Raw genomic sequence first — 17,192 nt, forward strand, 5'->3', positions numbered from 1 at the left:
TCGCACTACAAAACTTTTTTTCGACTTTTTTGACCTTACAAAATTGTAAGGTCAAGTAAGACAAATCCCACTACAAAGCCATTTATTGATATTAAAATATTAATAGGAATATTAATGAGCTTTTTACAAGTGGGGGAAAAGTATGAAAAGAATCAAAGTTATTATTTGGGGAATTGCAGTAATTATGCTTGGCATCACTTTGTTTGTGGTCCTTGGTAAGGAAAATTCTACTGATAAGCCAAAATATACGACTTATACAGTAAAAACTGAGAACACAAGATATTTTAATGGGGTTGTTCAAGAGGATCAAAAACAAGCTGTATCCCAAGATGTTAAGTCAGCAGACGAAACTCTAGTAGCTAGCTATGTCAATAGTGGGGATCCAGTTACTAAAGGGGAGACTCTATTTTCCTTTTACAACGATATGACGTCTGAAATAAACGGAGTTAATCTAGAGATCAAACAGGCTCAGTTGACGATTCAGGAATTGAACAAGACAACTGATAAAAATACAGATTATCAAATTGAGTTGGCTAAGGATCAAGAAGCTCTGAATGACGCTCAGGATAAGTTAAACAAATTGAATAAGGAACAAAATCGTGTAGTAACTGCTCCAATCAATGGAACTTATTACGAAAGTGCTGGACACAGTTATATTTATGGGTCTCCCATTATTGTAGGAAATGTTAATGAGTTCAGTGTTGATAAGATAAAACTTGGTAAAGAAGTCAGCGTTATAAAAAATAACGGCAAGAAAATCACTGGTAGCTACACAAAAAAGGACAGTATTCCATACAACAATGGTGCTGTGTCATATTATCACTTCCAAGTTAGTACAGATGAAGAGTTACCATATGGTATGCATGTCCAAATCAAGAATCAATCCAAAGGATATAAGATCCCAGAAGCTGCTGTAAAATCTGGTGATACTGTTTATCTAGTTAGGAATGGTAAAAAGCATGAAAGAATTCTTAATCTAACTAAGAGTGGCCATTATTATTATGCTAAAGAAGGAATCAAGGCTGGCGACAAGCTAGTCTTGTTCTAGGCGGTGAAATATGCTAAAAGTAAAAAATGTTGGGAAAGCATATCGGGATTTTGTGGCTTTAGAAAATATCAACTTAGAAGTTGCTGACGAGGAATTCTTGGCAATTATGGGTCCATCTGGATCAGGTAAATCAACGCTCATCAATATCTTGGGATTATTGGATCAAAAGTATAGTGGTGAGTATCTTTTGAATGATGAAAATTATAAAAAGACAAATGATAATCTGTTGTCTCAGATACGTGGTGACAAATTAGGGTTTGTCTTTCAAAATTTCAAACTATTAACAACATATAGCGTTTATGAAAATATTGAAGTCCCATTAATTTATAGTAAAAAGAAACAGAAGAACAAAAAAGAGCTGATTGAAGATGTCATTAAAAAAGTCGGATTATCCGGTAAAGAAAAGAATCTTCCTTCAGAATTATCAGGTGGCCAGCAACAACGTGTGGCAATAGCACGTGCCATCGTTAATCATCCCAAGTTGATTATTGCAGACGAACCAACCGGAGCACTGGATACGAAGACTAGTAGTGAGATCATGGATATATTCACTAAACTCAATCAAGATGGTACAACTATTATCATGGTCACTCATGACGAAGAAGTCGCACAATATGCAATGCGTACGGTTTACATTCGTGATGGCCATCTATATAACGATGAAAAGAGTGTGAAGAAGAATGTTTGATAAATTTTCGATCGCACTGAAATCAATCGGTAAAAATAAGAACCGTAATTTTCTAACTATGCTAGGTATTATTATTGGTATTTCTAGTGTTATTTGTATCCTAGCTATCGGGGATGGATTTACACATCGAATCAATACCGAAAGTGGCGGTCATAACGATAAAAATCGTTTCAGCTTAGATTACACACCGAAAGCTGCCGATGAGAATACTAATAATGGCTTTACTAATAATGATGCTTATATTTTGGAGAATATATCTGGAGTTGATCATGTCAAACTGACCAGTAGTTATGGAGACTCTGACGGTAGTGTAAGTTATAACGGTAAGAAAACGACAATGTCTCTGAATAAGGCGCCTAAAAAATTGAAGTTGTCTAAGGGTAAAGTCAATTCACTAGATCCAGATGACCCAAGTGGCGTGTTTATTTCTAGTGATTTAGCAAGTCGCTTATTCAAGAACAAGTCACCTTTGAATAAGGCCGTAATAGTTAGCGACAATACCTTCATAGTCAAAGGTGTTTATCGTATAGGTGATATGGAATACAAGCCAGATATGTATGTTTCAAAGTCAGTCTTCAAAGAACTGTTCGCGGATCAAATAATTCAAGATGAAGCCAAGATATACGTAACTAGTTCAGCGAATAAGAAAAAGATCGGTAAAATTGCGGTCGAAAAAATGAAGAAGTTTGGTGAGAATAAGCAGACAGGTAAGTATAAAGTATTGAAGCCTGATGCAATGACCAAGTCATTTACTAAGATATTGAATTACGTGACATACTTCGTTGCCTTTGTGGCTGGAATATCTTTGTTGATAGCCGGAATAGGCGTTATGAACGTTATGTATATCACTGTTTCAGAGCGTCGCAAGGAGATTGGGATTAGACGTGCTTTTGGGGCAACATCAAGTGATATAAGGAACCAATTCTTAATTGAAAGTGTTGTTTTGTGTATGATAGGTGGAATTGTTGGTATTCTAATGGGGTATTTATTCGTATCACTGATCAATCTGTTCTTACCTTTTAAAGCGATAATCACTATTTATGCAGTGATCATATCACTTTCAGTTTCAACAGCAGTCGGATTGGTATTTGGTTACATACCATCTAACAAAGCTGCCAAATCACCATTAGTTGGACTACTTAAGGAAGAATAGGGGGAAGAAACTATGAAGAATTTGTATAGATTAGATAGATTAACACTCTTTGCGTTATTTTTGATTTACGCATTCAGTGGAATAACAGCCATGGTTTTGGCAAACGAAGCAACACCAGAAATGGGTAGAGTTATGGAACTAGTTGTTTATGTCGTTGGATTAATAATCGGATTTGTGATCTATTATGGAATCATGTATTTGATTTTGAAAAATAGTGAGTTTGATTTCCAAAAAACTATCTTCGTTAACATTGCTATAGGATTGATAGTCGTAGCATTGTTGTCAGGAATAGTTGGAGCAATCACCAATAAAGGCTTGAATATTTGGGTAAAAGTTATTGTTGGATTATTGGGTAACGGACTTACAATAGCGCTTAATTGGAAGTATTTACAAGTTTCACAGAGTAGTAAGATCAAAGTTAGTATATTGAGTGTTTTGAGTTTTTTTGTTTCAGTTATATAAGAAGAGCGCACCAAATCGCGGTAATTCCCGAGCATTAACATAATATGGGGAGCCATTCACGAATGTGAATGACGCCCTATATTACGTTAAGCGGAAGAAATTGAGATTTGGTGCGCGTTTAAGCCGCAAGTTTGAGAAGCAAACAAGAGGAGCACTAGTGGTTTGAAGTAAAGACAAAGAGTACATTTATAAACCGCTTACAAAAATGATGAAAAAGTGAATGAAAAATCTGGTATAGTATTTATATAAGATTTTTAAGAATTATTCAAACAAAAATTTAAATAACAAATAAAAATCATCATTGTGGCGGTGGTGTAGGGGTGCTATGAGAAAGCTTCTGGGGATTATAGCGGTACTTTTAGCAGTCGGTACGTTGATAAGTTGTAGTAGCAGTGTGAACAAGGCTTATAGTAGTAAAACCGGCAGTGCACAAACAGTTGTTAGGAACAGAGTTGAGATCAATCAAACAAAATGGAATAAGGAAATCAGTGCCGCAAACGTAGAATATCTACCTAGCGACACTGATTTTGATGAAGTCTTTCCAGAAACATGGACCGACCTCAAGAAATCCAATAGCTTCATAATTGAAGGTACCGTACTTAACTATGAAAAAATGAGAGATACTTTGAAAGTTGAAAGTAAGATAACTATACATGTTGATAAAGTCATATATGGCAACAAGGTTCTTGAAAATCAGAATATCGTAACGGTTGTGCCTACTGGATTCTCAACATCAAAAGGAACCGATGACAATACTAAAAAATCTGAACAGGTCCTATATAAGAAGACCAGTTTCCCATTACCGAAGATCGGTTCCAAAGTCATAACTGGCTTGAAGTCCAATGAAGAACGTTATGAGGACAATCCAGCACTAAAGAAATCAATGATAAAATACGGACTGGATGGTAAAGATGCTTATTTAATAGCAATGCCAAATTACAATTTTTGGGTACAAAACAGTGATAATAAGTACGTGATAAATAATCTAGATATTCGTAATATGAAGAAATCCAATCCTAATTATGGGAAAGTATCTGAATTGTTTGATTTAACAGATAAGTTGAATAGAGTGTGAAAAAGCACGTTCAGTTTTCGAGTATAATCGCAAAGAAGTCGGAATTCACGCAAGTGAATATCGACTTCTTTTGATTAAACGGAGAAAATTGTGCTTTTTCACACGTTTTCGCAGCAAGTTTGAGTATAAAAAAGTCATGTCACAATCCTTTTTTTATTAAACGGAAAAAGTTGCGCTTTTTCACACGTTTTCACAGCAAGTTTGAGTAGAAGCAAAGTTTTGTCACACCCAACCTATCTTTACAAAAACAAAATTAAAAACTATAATATTACAAAATATCTAAATATATTATAGAATAATTAGAAAAAGAGGGAGGGAATTGTTTTGGATGTGGATGAATTCATCACGAGCCATACTACTAAGTTTGTTGAATTGTTCAAAGAACTGATCAGTGATAAAGGTATCAGTGCTACTGGAGAAGGAATTAATGAGACAGTGAATTTCTTGACGGGTACGCTTGAAAAATTGCTTGGTGCTAATGTCGAAGTGATTGAGACTGCTGGATCACCAACAATTCTGGCTGATATCAAGGGGAATGCTAGTGAAACGGTCTTATTCTATGGACATTATGACGTTATGACGCCGGGGAATATTGAAGATTGGCACACTGATCCATTTGTTTTGACCGAAAAAGATAATCGATTCTTTGGTCGCGGTGTTGGTGACAATAAAGGACAGTTACTCGCACAAATACTGGGGATGTACTCTTACAAAAAAGTTAATGGAAATTTTCCATTCAACATCAAGTTTTTGATCGAGGGCGAAGAGGAACAAGGTAGCAAGAATCTTCCAATTACGGTTAAGAAATTAGCTGATAATAAGTTGAAAGACGTCGATTTTGCAATTGTAGTTGATGGATCATTCAACCAATCAGGTCAACATGTATTAAGGCTGGGCAATCGTGGCGCACTAGGATTTGAGATTACTGCCACAACCGGTACTCAAGATAATCACTCTGGTAATCTGGGCAATATCATGCAAAATCCTATCTTAGTACTGATGGGTGTAGTCCAAAAAATGTACGATTTGAAGAATAAGAAAGTCTTGATCCCGAATTATTATAGAGGGGTCAACAAACCAGATGCAAAAGAAATTGCATGGATGAAAAAATTACCATTTGATAAAAGTTCCATCACTGAACAAACCGGTGTAAAAACTTTGCCAGCAACTGGTTTAGAATATTATGAAAAGTTAATGTTCCAACCGACTTTCAATATCGCTGGGATCAACTCTGGTTATAGTGAGAAGGGAATCAAGACGATTATTCCTAATCAAGCCATCATGAAGTTGGATCTACGTTTGGTTGGTGATCAAGATGTCTATGCTATTAAAAAATCAATCGATGAATTGTTAGAGACAGAAATTAACAGTGGATTAATTAAGATCAATTACTTAGTTACAGTTCCACCATGTAAGACAGATTCAAATAATGAACATATCGCAAGTATTGTAAAAGCAATCAAGGCAGCAACTGGATCTGACCTAATTGAACCGGTAATGCCCGGGACAGTTCCAAACTACGTGTGGGGTGACATTCTAAAGGTCGACTCCTTCACGATACCGTATGCTAATTTTGATCAACATAATCATGCACCTAATGAGAATCTGACGCAGAGTGCCTTTTATAGCGGGATCAAAACCACTTATGAATTGCTTAATAGTATATAATTAATGCCAGTTTACGGAATGTATTGGAAATAAAAGGGTTTAAAGTGAACATAGTAAAATAAAAGAACTATAATGAACTTGTACTAATCAGAAAGGAAGATTAATTATGGCTGTAGAAGTTGGAAAAACAAGTTTATTAGATAAAAACATGAAAGATGTCTTCGATTGGAGCGATTCAGATATGCCTGTACGTGACGCTATCTGGGATCATTTCATGGAGGCAACAAATCACAGTACTGATAAGACTACAGAAGAAGCAAAGAAGTATGATGACATGGCTGAAGCAGATCTAAAACCAGCAGTTGAGAAATTGTTGAAAAAATAACAATAATATTTGAAATGAAAAAAGCAGGCTAGTTAGCCTGCTTTTTGCGTCTCTATATTAATTGTTCATTAATTGGTTCAGTAGTTCCTTGGCGGATTCATGCAGGCTGTCCTTGGATTTGTCATAACCCAAGTGAGTATAGATCTCACCAACATAAACATTGTTCTCATATAGCTTGTTGAAGACCTTATCAATGATTGGACGAGTTCTTGCTTCTTCTTGAACTGGGCCAAATGGATTGGCGAAGAAAGTAGTACTCATACCAACTTCATCAGTTGTTCCAAGCGCCTTTCTTTTACCGGCGATGAAGGTTGCTTTAGCATGGTCTTCATCAGGAAATTGATGTAGTCCGATTTGAGCATCATAGTTATTGGCATAAACCCACATATCGATACTGTGATGATCGATAACTCGCTTGTATGTATTGGCTGGCAAAATAACACGAGCATTCTTCAATTCAGGATTCAAGTAGATACCACGATCCATATTGTTAAAGGCGACTGAACTACTTAGATCATCCAGTCGAACGAAGGCACCAGTTTCAGTTCCTTGTGCATAGAGATTGCCATCTTTATCAAATGCAAAACTACCCATATCATCAAAAATCGTTTCAATATCAATGATCTTGTCGTCAGCGATTTCTTGCAGAGCTTCAATAGATTCAGACTTTCCGGCACCAGAGTCACCGAAGAAGACAACTGACTTTGTTTTTCCATTTGAAAAGCTGATACGGACCATTGAACCGTGGATAGGTAAACGGTCCTCATAAATCATATGTAAGTTGTGAAGTGTCAGGCACATCTTCTTCATATAACCAAAGTAAGTAGTCTTGTCGTTGTATGGAACTTCACCGACCCAGATGTCATTTGCTTCATCGTGATAATAATGACAAACGTCACCTTCTGTTTCATCTAATCCAAATAATAGGATCTCATCAGGCTTTTGGCCTTTGATACTTTCTTCATCAGCGACGTCAAACAAGTTGGCTAGAGCGACACCACTTACGAAGTAATCACGGTGGAAGTAGATATAAGCAAGGCTTTCACCAATGTGGGCTGGGAAACAGAACCATTCATTTTGTTTACCATCGAATTTAGCAATAGGGTTATTTTCAACGGCACTGAAAACACCTTCACGTTTGTTTGATTTAGTGTGCATCATCATTGGTGGACGTAACATTAATGTATCTAGGAAACGGATACTTTTGAGGCTTTCATAACCAGCTGGTGTTGGCCAGTCGATCGATTGTGTAAGCACACATGCGTTAGTACCAGCATTGACTTGACGATATGTACGATTTGAGAATCCTTGAATTTTTTCTTCAACTGCACGATATAGGTTAATGACAGTTTCGTTAAAGTGATTATCAATGTCCATGAAATTACCAGTGACAATATCACTGTTATGTTTGTTGATTAGAGAAACTCTGAAGTATGAACGATAAAATGAATATAAATCTTCAATACTTGCAAGAATTTGTTCACGATCATATTTTTCATAAACATCTTTGTTATCAATTAAGATAGCCTTGAGAGTTTTGATGTAATCTTTGGGATTGATTCCCTCATAGCTATTAGTCAATGATTTTTGACTTTCTTCTAGATATAGTTTAACTAAATCTGAGAATCCTTGGCTATTGATTAGTTGGAATATATCTTGAATGTATTCCTCGTTATAGTTGATAACTGCGACTGAACGATCAGGGTTCATATAAAACGCGTCTGATTCTACAGCTTTTGATGTTTTAAACATGTATATAAGTTCTCCTTTCAATTTAGGGCTTAAATAACATTCTAAAACATTTTGGGTAAAATTTACATATGAAATTAAATAAAAATTAGAATATTTTAATTAAACATTTCAAAAGTTAGATTAGAATAAAATGAAAGGGCTTTACTTAGTGCGACATGAGATATGGACAAAACGTCTGTTGCGTATAGGGCTTAGGAGCTTATTTTATTAAATAAATAGAATTATTTATAAAATGATTTTATAATTTAAATTAAAAAGGTTGTAATCAAAATTTAATAATGCTATATTAATACCCATAACACGAGTGATCAGTAGTTCAGTTGGTAGAACGCTTGACTGTTAATCATGAGGTCGCTGGTTCGAACCCAGCCTGGTCAGTAAAGGGAAGTCCACAGTGAGTGGACTTCTTTTTTTCTTTTTTAGTTTAATTGAGTGGGGATGAAAATATGGGAGATATCAGTGCATCCGCTGAAATACCCAAAGCACCAAAGAAAAAGTTCAGATTGAGGATGCCGGGTGCGTTTGCAATGTTGTTTATTCTAACAATATTTGCCGTTATAGCGACCTGGATCATTCCAGCTGGAGCGTATTCCAAAATGGTGTACACAACAAACTCCGAGTTAAAAATAACTAGTCCTAATGGAAACGTAACACACGTTCCTGCCACACAAAAGGAGCTAGATAAACTCGGTGTCAAAATAGATATCGATCAATTCACATCTGGTAGTATTAGTGATGCTGTATCAGTTCCCAATACTTATCAAAGGTTGAAGCAAAAGCCTGCACATATCGGTGCAATTACTGAAAGTATGGTTAACGGTGTGATTGAAACCGTTGATATAATGGTATTCATTTTTGTATTAGGTGGATTAATCGGAGTAGTTAAGGCAAGTGGAGCCTTTGAGTCAGGCTTGATGTCACTGACTAAGAAAACTAAAGGCCATGAGTTCTTATTGATATTTACCGTGTCAATTCTGATGATATTAGGTGGAACATTTTGTGGAATTGAAGAAGAGGCCGTCGCTTTTTATCCGATTCTAGTTCCAATATTTATTGCGATGGGTTATGACTCGATAGTATCTGTTGGAGCAATATTCTTGTCGAGTTCAATTGGTACTTGTTTCTCAACTATCAATCCTTTTTCGGCGGTCATTGCATCTAATGCTGCTGGTATTCCCTTTACAGAGGGACTGAATTTCAGAATCATGGGCTTGATCGGTGCGACTATATTCATAGAATTATATTTGCATTGGTATAGTAAAAAGGTGAAGGACACACCTAAGTTCTCTTATACATATGACGATCATGAATCATTTAATAATATGTTTTCAGTTGAATCAGATGATGATAAGAAGGGTATTAAGATTCCTTTCACTTTACGTAAGAAGATTATTTTGATCCTTTTTGTTATCGCCTTTCCAATTATGGTTTGGGGCGTTATGTCAAAGGGATGGTGGTTCCCAACTATGGCGTCATCATTTTTATCCTTTGCAATTATCATCATGTTCCTTACTGCAACTGGTCGTTATGGTATTGGTGAGAAGGGTGTAGTAGATGCCTTTGTTAACGGGGCATCTAGCCTGGTTGGCGTTTCATTGATCATTGGATTAGCACGTGGTATCAATATTATTTTGAACAACGGTTACATATCTGATACCATCTTGCAATTCTCATCTTTATTGGTTAAAAATGTAAGTGGACCAATTTTTATTATTATTTTAATGTTTATTTTCTTTGTTCTGGGATTCATTGTCCCATCTTCATCTGGATTGGCAGTGTTATCCATGCCTATATTTGCGCCATTAGCTGATACAGTTGATATACCAAGATTCGCTGTTGTTACGGCCTATCAATTCGGTCAGTATGCCATGCTTTTCTTAGCACCTACTGGCCTGGTTATGGCTACACTACAAATGCTTGATATGAAATATTCACATTGGTTCAGATTCGTTTGGCCGGTTGTAGCCTTTGTATTAGTATTTGGTGGTTTTATATTGATTATGGAAGTTGTTTTATCTTAATTGGTAAAATGTAATTATGAAATTATAAAGGAGACACCTGATATATGATAAATAGACCTTTAATAAGTATTACAAATGTTATTTGGAGCTTTGATAGTAATTCTGAGTCATTGGTAATCCTACTTTTAAAACGTTCTCAAGATCCATATAAGGGTAAGTGGGGACTTCCCATGACTTATTTACGTGAAGATGAAAGTGCTGATAAAGCATCGCTACGATTAGTTCGAGAAAAGATTGGTGTTGATCTTCCAACGTTTAATACTGAACAATTGATGACATTTACTAACGTTAATCGTGTCGTTGGTGAACGTGCTTTGTCATTGACATATATGATCTATCTACCCAATATGCCAGAATTAGTTGCTGGATATGGTGCAGATGATGCCCGTTGGTTTAAGGTTTCAAGTGGAGTAGACAATTACAGTCTCAGCAATGGAGATATCAAGTTTGAAACTTTATCAGAAAGTATCTCTGAAGAAGACTTCTACATGAATTCAAAGAAGACGATGGTTGCTGATCATGAGTTGATATTGCGTTCAGCATTTACACGTATTCGGAATCGTTTGGATTATAAACCAACGATTTTGTTGGTACTCGGTTCAGTCTTCACACTTCGGCTCGCTAGAATCATTTATTCAATATTCTTACGAATACCGGTTGATGAAATTGACAATTCAAATTTCAGAAAGACACATGGGCACATGTTTTCTGACATGGGATATTCACATAAATCTCAGTCAGGACGTCCCGCTAAAATCTATCAGTTGAAATAAGCTTGACATCGATTAATAGTTGATGTTAAGCTTTTTTTGTCCTTTAAAGGTATTATCTACTTAAATCAATATATTGGTTTTTAGATACAAAATTATTGATATTCCGGAATATCAATTAATCATGAAATTAAAGGGGAAAAACATGCAAGATATGTTGGAGCAAACAGTTACCAAACAAGGCAAGAAATTGCTACTTGTAGTAGGAACTGCCTGGTTATTTGATGCGATGGATGTCGCATTATTATCGTTTATTATGCCATTGATCAAAGTACAGTGGAATTTGTCACCGTCCCAAATTGGGTACGTTAGTTCAGTTACGTCACTTGGTATGGTATTTGGCTCGATTATTTGTGGTTACATGGCGGATAAATTCGGCCGTAAAAATGTAATGATAGTAACATTGATGGTATTTTCAATTGGAAATTTGCTATTGGCGTTTACAACTAATGTAAATCAATTCATGCTTATTAGATTTATCACTGGTATAGGACTTGGTGGTGAACTTCCAGTAGCAGCGACTATGTTGGCTGATAATTTTAAAGGTAAGACTCAAGCCAAGATGCTGATTATGGCTGATAGTTTTTGGGCGATCGGTTGGATTCTGGCTTCGGTTATTTCAACGATCATAACACCTATGTATGGTTGGAGAGTGACGGTTATTGTTACTTTCTTTGTATCACTATATGCATTTGTTATGCGTCGTCATTTACCAGAAAAGTACGAAAAAAAACCAAAAACTAGCTTGCGTATACAGTTTGCTGGAATATTTAATCAGCAACATTTAGGTAAAACACTAGCATTCAGCTTTTTATGGTTCGTTGTAATGTTCTCTTATTACGGGATGTTTCTTTGGTTACCAAGTGTCTTGGTAATAAGAGGCTTCTCTATTATTCATAGTTTTGGTTACACACTATTGATTAGTTTGGCCCAGTTACCCGGCTACTATTTGGCAGCATGGTTGATGGGTAAAATCAGTCACAAGACAATATTAGTATTTTATTTATTAGGTACTATCGTCAGTGCATTTGTCTTTGGTATAGCGAATAGTGTGCCAGTTTTACTATCCAGTGGAGCCTTTTTATCCTTCTTTAACCTAGGTGCATGGGGGACATTGATTGCCTTTACACCAAGCCATTTTGCACAAGAGTATCGTGGTATGGGAGTAGGATTCTCACAATCAATTGGACGTATCGGAGCTACACTTGGACCTTATCTGATTGGGATATTGATTGGGATGGGATTTGGCATCCCGGTAGTATTTTCAATGTTTGTTGTAGCACTTATTTTAGGAGTTGTTGTTTTGATCTTTGGAACATCAGAAACATATTAGAGCGTAACAACACGCGAATAATTTCCGAGCATTAACTAAAAGGGTTCTAGTATTCACAAAGTGAATGCTAGAACCCTTTTAATTAAGCGGAAGAAATTGCGTGTTGTTACGCGTTTGCGAAGCAAACAAGAAGAGATAAGTATACAGTCAGAAAGGAATGACCATAACTAACTAGAGGGAATTACACATTATTCTCCAAGAATCTGATTATAACCAGTAACACGATTGAATCCATCATCACGTTCAAGCATTGTCAAACTAGAATTCCTTGGACTTTGAGTAATGTCAAAGTTCCCAGCGTTATAACGGTCAGTGATTGATCGAATGGTAGTTCCATGTGAAACTAATAGGATCTTATCGCCATCGTGGGCAATTTTATCGATTCTTTCGAATCCACGATTAATACGAGTCCAGTATTCTTCAGCATTTTCAGCATCGTGAAAAGGATCGGCTTCTTTCATAAAGTCCTTTGTAGCATCTAACCCATGTTTTGCAATAATGTCACTAAATGTTGAAGCACCATGAGGTTGACCCACCATGAACCATGCTTCTGGTGAATTCATTCCTTCAAAGTAGCCGTAGAATTGTTCTCTGAATTCCATTAATTTTTGAGGTGTTATTTTATCGTGATTAACGTTTTCGTCAACAATTAATTTACAAGTATCGATTGCTCGGCGTGCATCAGATGAAAATGCAGCAGCAAAATTAACACTTTTGAGTGCTTTAGCGGCAACTTTAGCACCCTCTATACCATCTGGAGCAAGTGGTGTATCGGACCAGCCTTGCATTTTATTATAGCGATTGAACCATGTTCTACCATGTCGCACCATGTAAATTTGATATTTTGCCATATGTTCCTCCTCAAATTCTTTTTTACTATAATTATTCTACTATAACAAGCCATAATTTTAGAGTTTTTGACCTTCTTTGTGTAAAGTTAAAGGTAATGGAGGTATTTATATTATGAAGATTGCAATTATTGGTGCCAATGGTAAAGAAGGTTCTTTGATAGCTCATGAAGCAAGTAGTCGAGGGATCGAAGTTACTTCGATCGTTAGAAGTAAAGAGAAGTCAGTTACAGATGATTATTTGGTGCGTAACGTATACGATATTACAGCTGATGATTTGAAGGGATTCGATGTAGTAGTGGATGCATTAGGATTCTTTGGCGATAATGTTAAAGAATACGTTCCATCGACACAACACTTGATAGATATATTAAAGGATTCAAAGACAAGACTCTTAGTAGTTGGTGGTGCAGGTTCCCTTTACATCGATCCAGATCACTCTCAACAATTGTACCAACAAGCAGATTTCCCAGCTGCAGTTAAGCCATTGAGTGAACAAATGGGTAATTCATTAGACCTTTTGAAGAAGAGTGACATTAATTGGACTTATATTAGTCCAGCAGCTGATTTTGATTACAAAGCCAAACGTACTGGTAATTATATTGTTGCTGGTGAAGAATTCAGCTTTGACTCTGAAGGTAAAAGTAAGATCAGCTATGAGGATTATGCGATTGCAATGGTTGATGAAATTGAAAATGCAAAACACAAAAACGAAAGAATCAGTGTAAGGTGGTAGTCCAATGAAGATATTAGTAACATATATTAGCATGAGTGGTCGAAATGAGAAAATTGCTAAACATTTGGCAGACTATTTGGGTAAAGAGGCTGATGTTGATTTAGAACAGATAGTTGACACAGATGCATATTCACTGTCAGACTATGACGCCGTTATAGTGGAGTCTTATACGTATGGTGATGGTCAAGTTCCGGACGAAGCTCAAGACTTTTACGAGGATTTGGCTGACGTTGACTTGAAACGTACTAAATTTGCAGTTCTAGGTTCAAGTTCAAAGACACATATTCACTTTGGCCGTGCAGTGGATTATTTCACTATGCAATTGAATTCAAGCAATGGTGAGCAGGTCTCTGATTCAGTTAAGATCAATGAAGATCCTGATGAAGACGATATGTTACGAGTTGATCGATTAGGTGATTATGTTCTAAAGAGTTTGAAATAAAAATGGCGAGTGTTGGTTGACACTCTCTTTTTTTGCCTGAAAATATAAGTAATGGAGGTTTTTGTTATGACAGACTATAGGATTGAATCAGATACATTAGGAGAAGTTAAAATTCCATCGGATACGTTGTGGGGAGCCCAAACAGAGCGTTCGAGAAATAATTTTCCTACAGGTGAGAAGATGCCTTTGGTAATTATCAAAGCACTACTTCAAATCAAAAAAGCCGCAGCGAGTTCTAATAAAGAGTTGAAAGTGATCGATCCTTCAAAAGCTGATCTGATAGTTGAAGCCATTGATAAATTACTATCACTTAGCAATATTGATTTGAGAAAAGACTTTCCACTTGTTGTTTATCAAACTGGTTCAGGGACACAGACTAATATGAATACCAATGAAGTAGTCGCTCATATGGCCGCAAAGATTAATTCTGACATTGAGATTCTTCCCAATGATGATGTTAATAAAGGTCAAAGTTCTAATGACATCTTCCCAACTGCAATGAGTATCGTTGCATCAGTTGCGGTGAGTGATTTAGAGAAGTCATTACAACATTTGATTGATGAATTAAAAGTTAAACAAGAGAAGTATTGGAAGGTAGTAAAGATCGGCCGTACTCATTTACAAGATGCAACGCCGCTTACCTTTGGCCAAGAAGTCAGTGGCTGGGTAAGTATGCTAGAACATGATCTAATGTATTTAAAGAGCTTGGATCCAACACTTGGTGAATTTGCAATGGGTGGAACGGCTGTCGGTACAGGCTTGAATGCTGCACCTGGATTCGCAGATATTATTGCTAAGAAAATGAGTGATGTTTATGGTATCGAGTTTAGTGCTGATACTAATAAATTCTATGGACTATCAGCGCATTCTGGAATCAATGTGGTTCATGGTGCAATCAAAACTTTGGCAGCAGATCTAATGAAGATAGCTAACGACGTTAGATTCTTAGCAAGTGGTCCACGTTCAGGATATGGCGAGTTACATATTCCAGCTAATGAACCTGGGTCATCGATCATGCCCGGTAAAGTCAATCCGACGCAGGCCGAAGCTTTGACGATGTCGGCTGTACGTGTCATGGGTAATGATGTTGTGATAGACATTGCATCCAGTCAAGGTAATTTTGAATTGAACGTTTACAAACCAGTCATTATCAGTACATTCTTAGAATCAGCTGAATTATTGACTGGTACTATGACAGGATTTGCGGACAAGATGATTCATGGTCTAAGTGTGAACGCCGATCGTATGGAAGAACTAGTCGACCAATCATTGATGACAGTTACTGCCTTATCGCCACATATCGGTTATCATGAAAGTGCAACTATCGCACAGACAGCAGAGAAAAATGGGACGACTCTTAAGGTGGCCGCAATTGAATCTGGGTTAGTGACTGAATCCCAGTTTGATGAATGGGTCGATCCATTAAAGATGACTAATATCTAATTAGAAAGTAGGGATTACTGTGGCAGATAAATTCAAATTTGAACCAACAAGTATTACGAAATTAAAAAGACATTATGACCTGATCATTATAGGTTCTGGTGGAACTGGCTTAACTAGTGCTATTCAGGCACATGAATTAGGATTGTCACCAGTTATCCTAGAAAAAATGCCAGCGATTGGTGGTAATACAACTCGTGCTTCTTCAGGGATGAATGCCAGTGAAACTTCAGTTCAGTTGGACCATAAGATTGTTGATAGCATGGATGATTTCTATCACGATACCTTTGTTGGTGGTGGGAAGAAGAACAATCCTGAATTATTGAGATATTTTACTACCCATGGAGCTTTAGCAATCGATTGGTTAGCACAGCACGGTATCAAGCTAGACGATTTGACGACAACAGGTGGGATGAGTGTTCTAAGGACACATCGTCCAAGTTCAATGGCACCGATCGGTGGATTTTTGGTCACTGAGTTGTTGAAGCAAGTGGATGCTGAGAATATTCCCTTGTTCACAAATGTCTTAGTAAAAGAATTGATCAAGTCTGATCAAAAAGTCTCTGGTGTGGAGATTGAAGTTGACGGTAATAAATCGACAATTACAAGTGATGCAGTTATTCTGGCTACTGGTGGTTTTGGGGCTAATCCTGAGTTATTAACAAAGTATCGCCCCGATTTGGCTGGTTATAAAACAACTAATCAACCCGGTGCTACTGGGGATGGGATTACTTTAGCTCAGTCAGTCGGTGCCAAATTGGTTGATATGGATCAGATACAAGTTCACCCGACAGTACAACAAGATACTGATCACCCATTCTTAATTGGTGAAGCAGTCCGTGGTGAAGGAGCAATTCTGGTCAATAAGTCAGCCAAGCGCTTTGTTAATGAATTGGACACTCGCAAAAACGTTACAGGCGCTATTGATGAGTTGAATGAAAAAGGAGCTTTTTTGATTCTTGATCAAGGAATAAGAGACCGTGTCAAGGCGATTGAATTCTACGACAAAGTCGGTCTAGTAGTAACTGGTAAGTCTGTTGAAGAGTTGGCTGAAAGAATCGGCTTAGATGCAAAATCCCTAGTATCGACAGTAGATGAATGGAACCAATCAGTTGATAAGCATAACGATACGCAGTTTAATAGGACAACTGGTATGGATCGTGATATTTCCAAAGGACCATTCTTTTCTATACATATTGCACCCGCAGTTCATTACACTATGGGTGGAGTTTCAATTGATTCTGATACACATGTATTGGATGAGAATGGAGCAATAATTGCAGGCTTATTCGCAGCTGGTGAAATTGCCGGTGGATTGCATGGGAATAATCGTATCGGTGGGAATTCCATTGCTGAAACGGTTGTCTTTGGTCGTCAAGCTGGGCAACAGGCCTTTAAGTTTATAGATGGTGAATGATAGATTTGGTTAAA

At 36.9% G+C, this 17,192-nt stretch carries 16 protein-coding genes and 1 tRNA gene; 15 read left to right on the plus strand and 2 right to left on the minus strand.

All coding sequences use genetic code 11. The features are described 5' to 3' along the window. The first annotated feature begins 142 nt into the window (after positions 1–142). From BTM29_RS03465 to BTM29_RS03495, 7 genes are all read left to right on the plus strand, one after another. Complete coding sequence (locus BTM29_RS03465) at positions 143–1,048, plus strand: efflux RND transporter periplasmic adaptor subunit (RefSeq protein WP_076614175.1); 906 nt, start codon at positions 143–145, stop codon at positions 1,046–1,048. A gap of 10 nt (positions 1,049–1,058) precedes the next feature. Beyond that, entirely contained in the window at positions 1,059–1,736 is a 678-nt protein-coding gene (locus tag BTM29_RS03470; RefSeq protein ID WP_076614176.1) for an ABC transporter ATP-binding protein, read from the plus strand. Then, positions 1,729–2,889: an ABC transporter permease gene (locus tag BTM29_RS03475; RefSeq protein WP_076614177.1), complete on the plus strand. Its 1,161-nt coding sequence runs from the start codon at positions 1,729–1,731 to the stop codon at positions 2,887–2,889. The genes BTM29_RS03470 and BTM29_RS03475 overlap by 8 nt, the downstream gene beginning before the upstream one ends. A gap of 12 nt (positions 2,890–2,901) precedes the next feature. Then, positions 2,902–3,351, plus strand: coding sequence for a hypothetical protein (locus tag BTM29_RS03480; RefSeq protein ID WP_076614178.1), 450 nt, complete (start codon positions 2,902–2,904; stop codon positions 3,349–3,351). 325 nt (positions 3,352–3,676) lie between these two features. After that, entirely contained in the window at positions 3,677–4,426 is a 750-nt protein-coding gene (locus BTM29_RS03485) for a hypothetical protein (protein ID WP_076614179.1), read from the plus strand. A gap of 330 nt (positions 4,427–4,756) precedes the next feature. Then, positions 4,757–6,094 (plus strand): M20/M25/M40 family metallo-hydrolase, encoded by a 1,338-nt coding sequence (locus BTM29_RS03490; RefSeq protein ID WP_225972242.1) that lies wholly within the window; start codon positions 4,757–4,759, stop codon positions 6,092–6,094. A 106-nt stretch (positions 6,095–6,200) separates the two neighbouring features. Then, positions 6,201–6,419, plus strand: a complete 219-nt coding sequence (locus tag BTM29_RS03495; protein ID WP_076614180.1) for a P8 family protein — start codon at positions 6,201–6,203, stop codon at positions 6,417–6,419. Positions 6,420–6,476: 57 nt separating this feature from the next. Here the strand turns inward: BTM29_RS03495 and BTM29_RS03500 are convergent, their stop codons facing one another. Further along, positions 6,477–8,171 carry a phosphoenolpyruvate carboxykinase (ATP) gene (locus tag BTM29_RS03500; protein ID WP_076614181.1) on the minus strand — a complete coding sequence of 565 codons (1,695 nt, stop codon included), beginning with the start codon at positions 8,169–8,171 and terminating at the stop codon, positions 6,477–6,479. Positions 8,172–8,476: 305 nt separating this feature from the next. Here BTM29_RS03500 and BTM29_RS03505 point away from each other — a divergent pair. The 4 genes from BTM29_RS03505 to BTM29_RS03520 all read left to right on the plus strand — a co-directional run bounded on the left by BTM29_RS03505 (position 8,477) and on the right by BTM29_RS03520 (position 12,295). After that, positions 8,477–8,549, plus strand: a tRNA-Asn gene (locus BTM29_RS03505). Positions 8,550–8,617: 68 nt separating this feature from the next. Next, a complete protein-coding gene (locus BTM29_RS03510; protein WP_076614182.1) occupies positions 8,618–10,192 on the plus strand; it encodes a YfcC family protein in 1,575 nt (524 codons plus the stop codon). A gap of 44 nt (positions 10,193–10,236) precedes the next feature. Next, positions 10,237–10,965, plus strand: coding sequence for an NrtR DNA-binding winged helix domain-containing protein (locus BTM29_RS03515; protein WP_076614183.1), 729 nt, complete (start codon positions 10,237–10,239; stop codon positions 10,963–10,965). 142 nt (positions 10,966–11,107) lie between these two features. Beyond that, positions 11,108–12,295 carry an MFS transporter gene (locus BTM29_RS03520; protein ID WP_225972229.1) on the plus strand — a complete coding sequence of 396 codons (1,188 nt, stop codon included), beginning with the start codon at positions 11,108–11,110 and terminating at the stop codon, positions 12,293–12,295. Between the two features lie 188 nt (positions 12,296–12,483). Here BTM29_RS03520 and BTM29_RS03525 read toward each other — a convergent pair whose 3' ends face one another. Then, positions 12,484–13,146 (minus strand): histidine phosphatase family protein, encoded by a 663-nt coding sequence (locus tag BTM29_RS03525; protein ID WP_076614184.1) that lies wholly within the window; start codon positions 13,144–13,146, stop codon positions 12,484–12,486. 112 nt (positions 13,147–13,258) lie between these two features. Between BTM29_RS03525 and BTM29_RS03530 the strand changes: the two genes are divergently transcribed. From BTM29_RS03530 to BTM29_RS03545, 4 genes are all read left to right on the plus strand, one after another. Next, the gene (locus tag BTM29_RS03530; RefSeq protein ID WP_076614185.1) at positions 13,259–13,879 is read left to right on the plus strand and encodes an NAD(P)-dependent oxidoreductase; all 621 of its coding nucleotides are present in this window, start codon (positions 13,259–13,261) and stop codon (positions 13,877–13,879) included. Positions 13,880–13,883: 4 nt separating this feature from the next. After that, complete coding sequence (locus BTM29_RS03535; RefSeq protein WP_076614186.1) at positions 13,884–14,321, plus strand: flavodoxin domain-containing protein; 438 nt, start codon at positions 13,884–13,886, stop codon at positions 14,319–14,321. A gap of 66 nt (positions 14,322–14,387) precedes the next feature. Beyond that, positions 14,388–15,764: a class II fumarate hydratase gene (locus tag BTM29_RS03540; protein WP_076614187.1), complete on the plus strand. Its 1,377-nt coding sequence runs from the start codon at positions 14,388–14,390 to the stop codon at positions 15,762–15,764. 19 nt (positions 15,765–15,783) lie between these two features. Next, on the plus strand, positions 15,784–17,178 hold the full coding sequence (locus BTM29_RS03545) for a flavocytochrome c (protein WP_076614188.1): 1,395 nt from the start codon (positions 15,784–15,786) through the stop codon (positions 17,176–17,178). The last annotated feature ends 14 nt before the right edge of the window (positions 17,179–17,192 follow it).

It is taken from the genome of Companilactobacillus allii (assembly GCF_001971585.1).
Classification (GTDB): domain Bacteria; phylum Bacillota; class Bacilli; order Lactobacillales; family Lactobacillaceae; genus Companilactobacillus; species Companilactobacillus allii.

What these genes read in the sequence shown, in the direction of transcription:
- BTM29_RS03465 (WP_076614175.1), top strand. Translation starts at nt 143, where the DNA reads ATGAAAAGAATCAAAGTTATTATTTGGGGAATTGCAGTAATTATGCTT.
- BTM29_RS03470 (WP_076614176.1), top strand. Translation starts at nt 1,059, where the DNA reads ATGCTAAAAGTAAAAAATGTTGGGAAAGCATATCGGGATTTTGTGGCT.
- BTM29_RS03475 (WP_076614177.1), top strand. Translation starts at nt 1,729, where the DNA reads ATGTTTGATAAATTTTCGATCGCACTGAAATCAATCGGTAAAAATAAG.
- BTM29_RS03480 (WP_076614178.1), top strand. Translation starts at nt 2,902, where the DNA reads ATGAAGAATTTGTATAGATTAGATAGATTAACACTCTTTGCGTTATTT.
- BTM29_RS03485 (WP_076614179.1), top strand. Translation starts at nt 3,677, where the DNA reads ATGAGAAAGCTTCTGGGGATTATAGCGGTACTTTTAGCAGTCGGTACG.
- BTM29_RS03495 (WP_076614180.1), top strand. Translation starts at nt 6,201, where the DNA reads ATGGCTGTAGAAGTTGGAAAAACAAGTTTATTAGATAAAAACATGAAA.
- BTM29_RS03500 (WP_076614181.1), bottom strand. Translation starts at nt 8,171, where the DNA reads ATGTTTAAAACATCAAAAGCTGTAGAATCAGACGCGTTTTATATGAAC.
- BTM29_RS03510 (WP_076614182.1), top strand. Translation starts at nt 8,618, where the DNA reads ATGGGAGATATCAGTGCATCCGCTGAAATACCCAAAGCACCAAAGAAA.
- BTM29_RS03515 (WP_076614183.1), top strand. Translation starts at nt 10,237, where the DNA reads ATGATAAATAGACCTTTAATAAGTATTACAAATGTTATTTGGAGCTTT.
- BTM29_RS03520 (WP_225972229.1), top strand. Translation starts at nt 11,108, where the DNA reads ATGCAAGATATGTTGGAGCAAACAGTTACCAAACAAGGCAAGAAATTG.
- BTM29_RS03525 (WP_076614184.1), bottom strand. Translation starts at nt 13,146, where the DNA reads ATGGCAAAATATCAAATTTACATGGTGCGACATGGTAGAACATGGTTC.
- BTM29_RS03530 (WP_076614185.1), top strand. Translation starts at nt 13,259, where the DNA reads ATGAAGATTGCAATTATTGGTGCCAATGGTAAAGAAGGTTCTTTGATA.
- BTM29_RS03535 (WP_076614186.1), top strand. Translation starts at nt 13,884, where the DNA reads ATGAAGATATTAGTAACATATATTAGCATGAGTGGTCGAAATGAGAAA.
- BTM29_RS03540 (WP_076614187.1), top strand. Translation starts at nt 14,388, where the DNA reads ATGACAGACTATAGGATTGAATCAGATACATTAGGAGAAGTTAAAATT.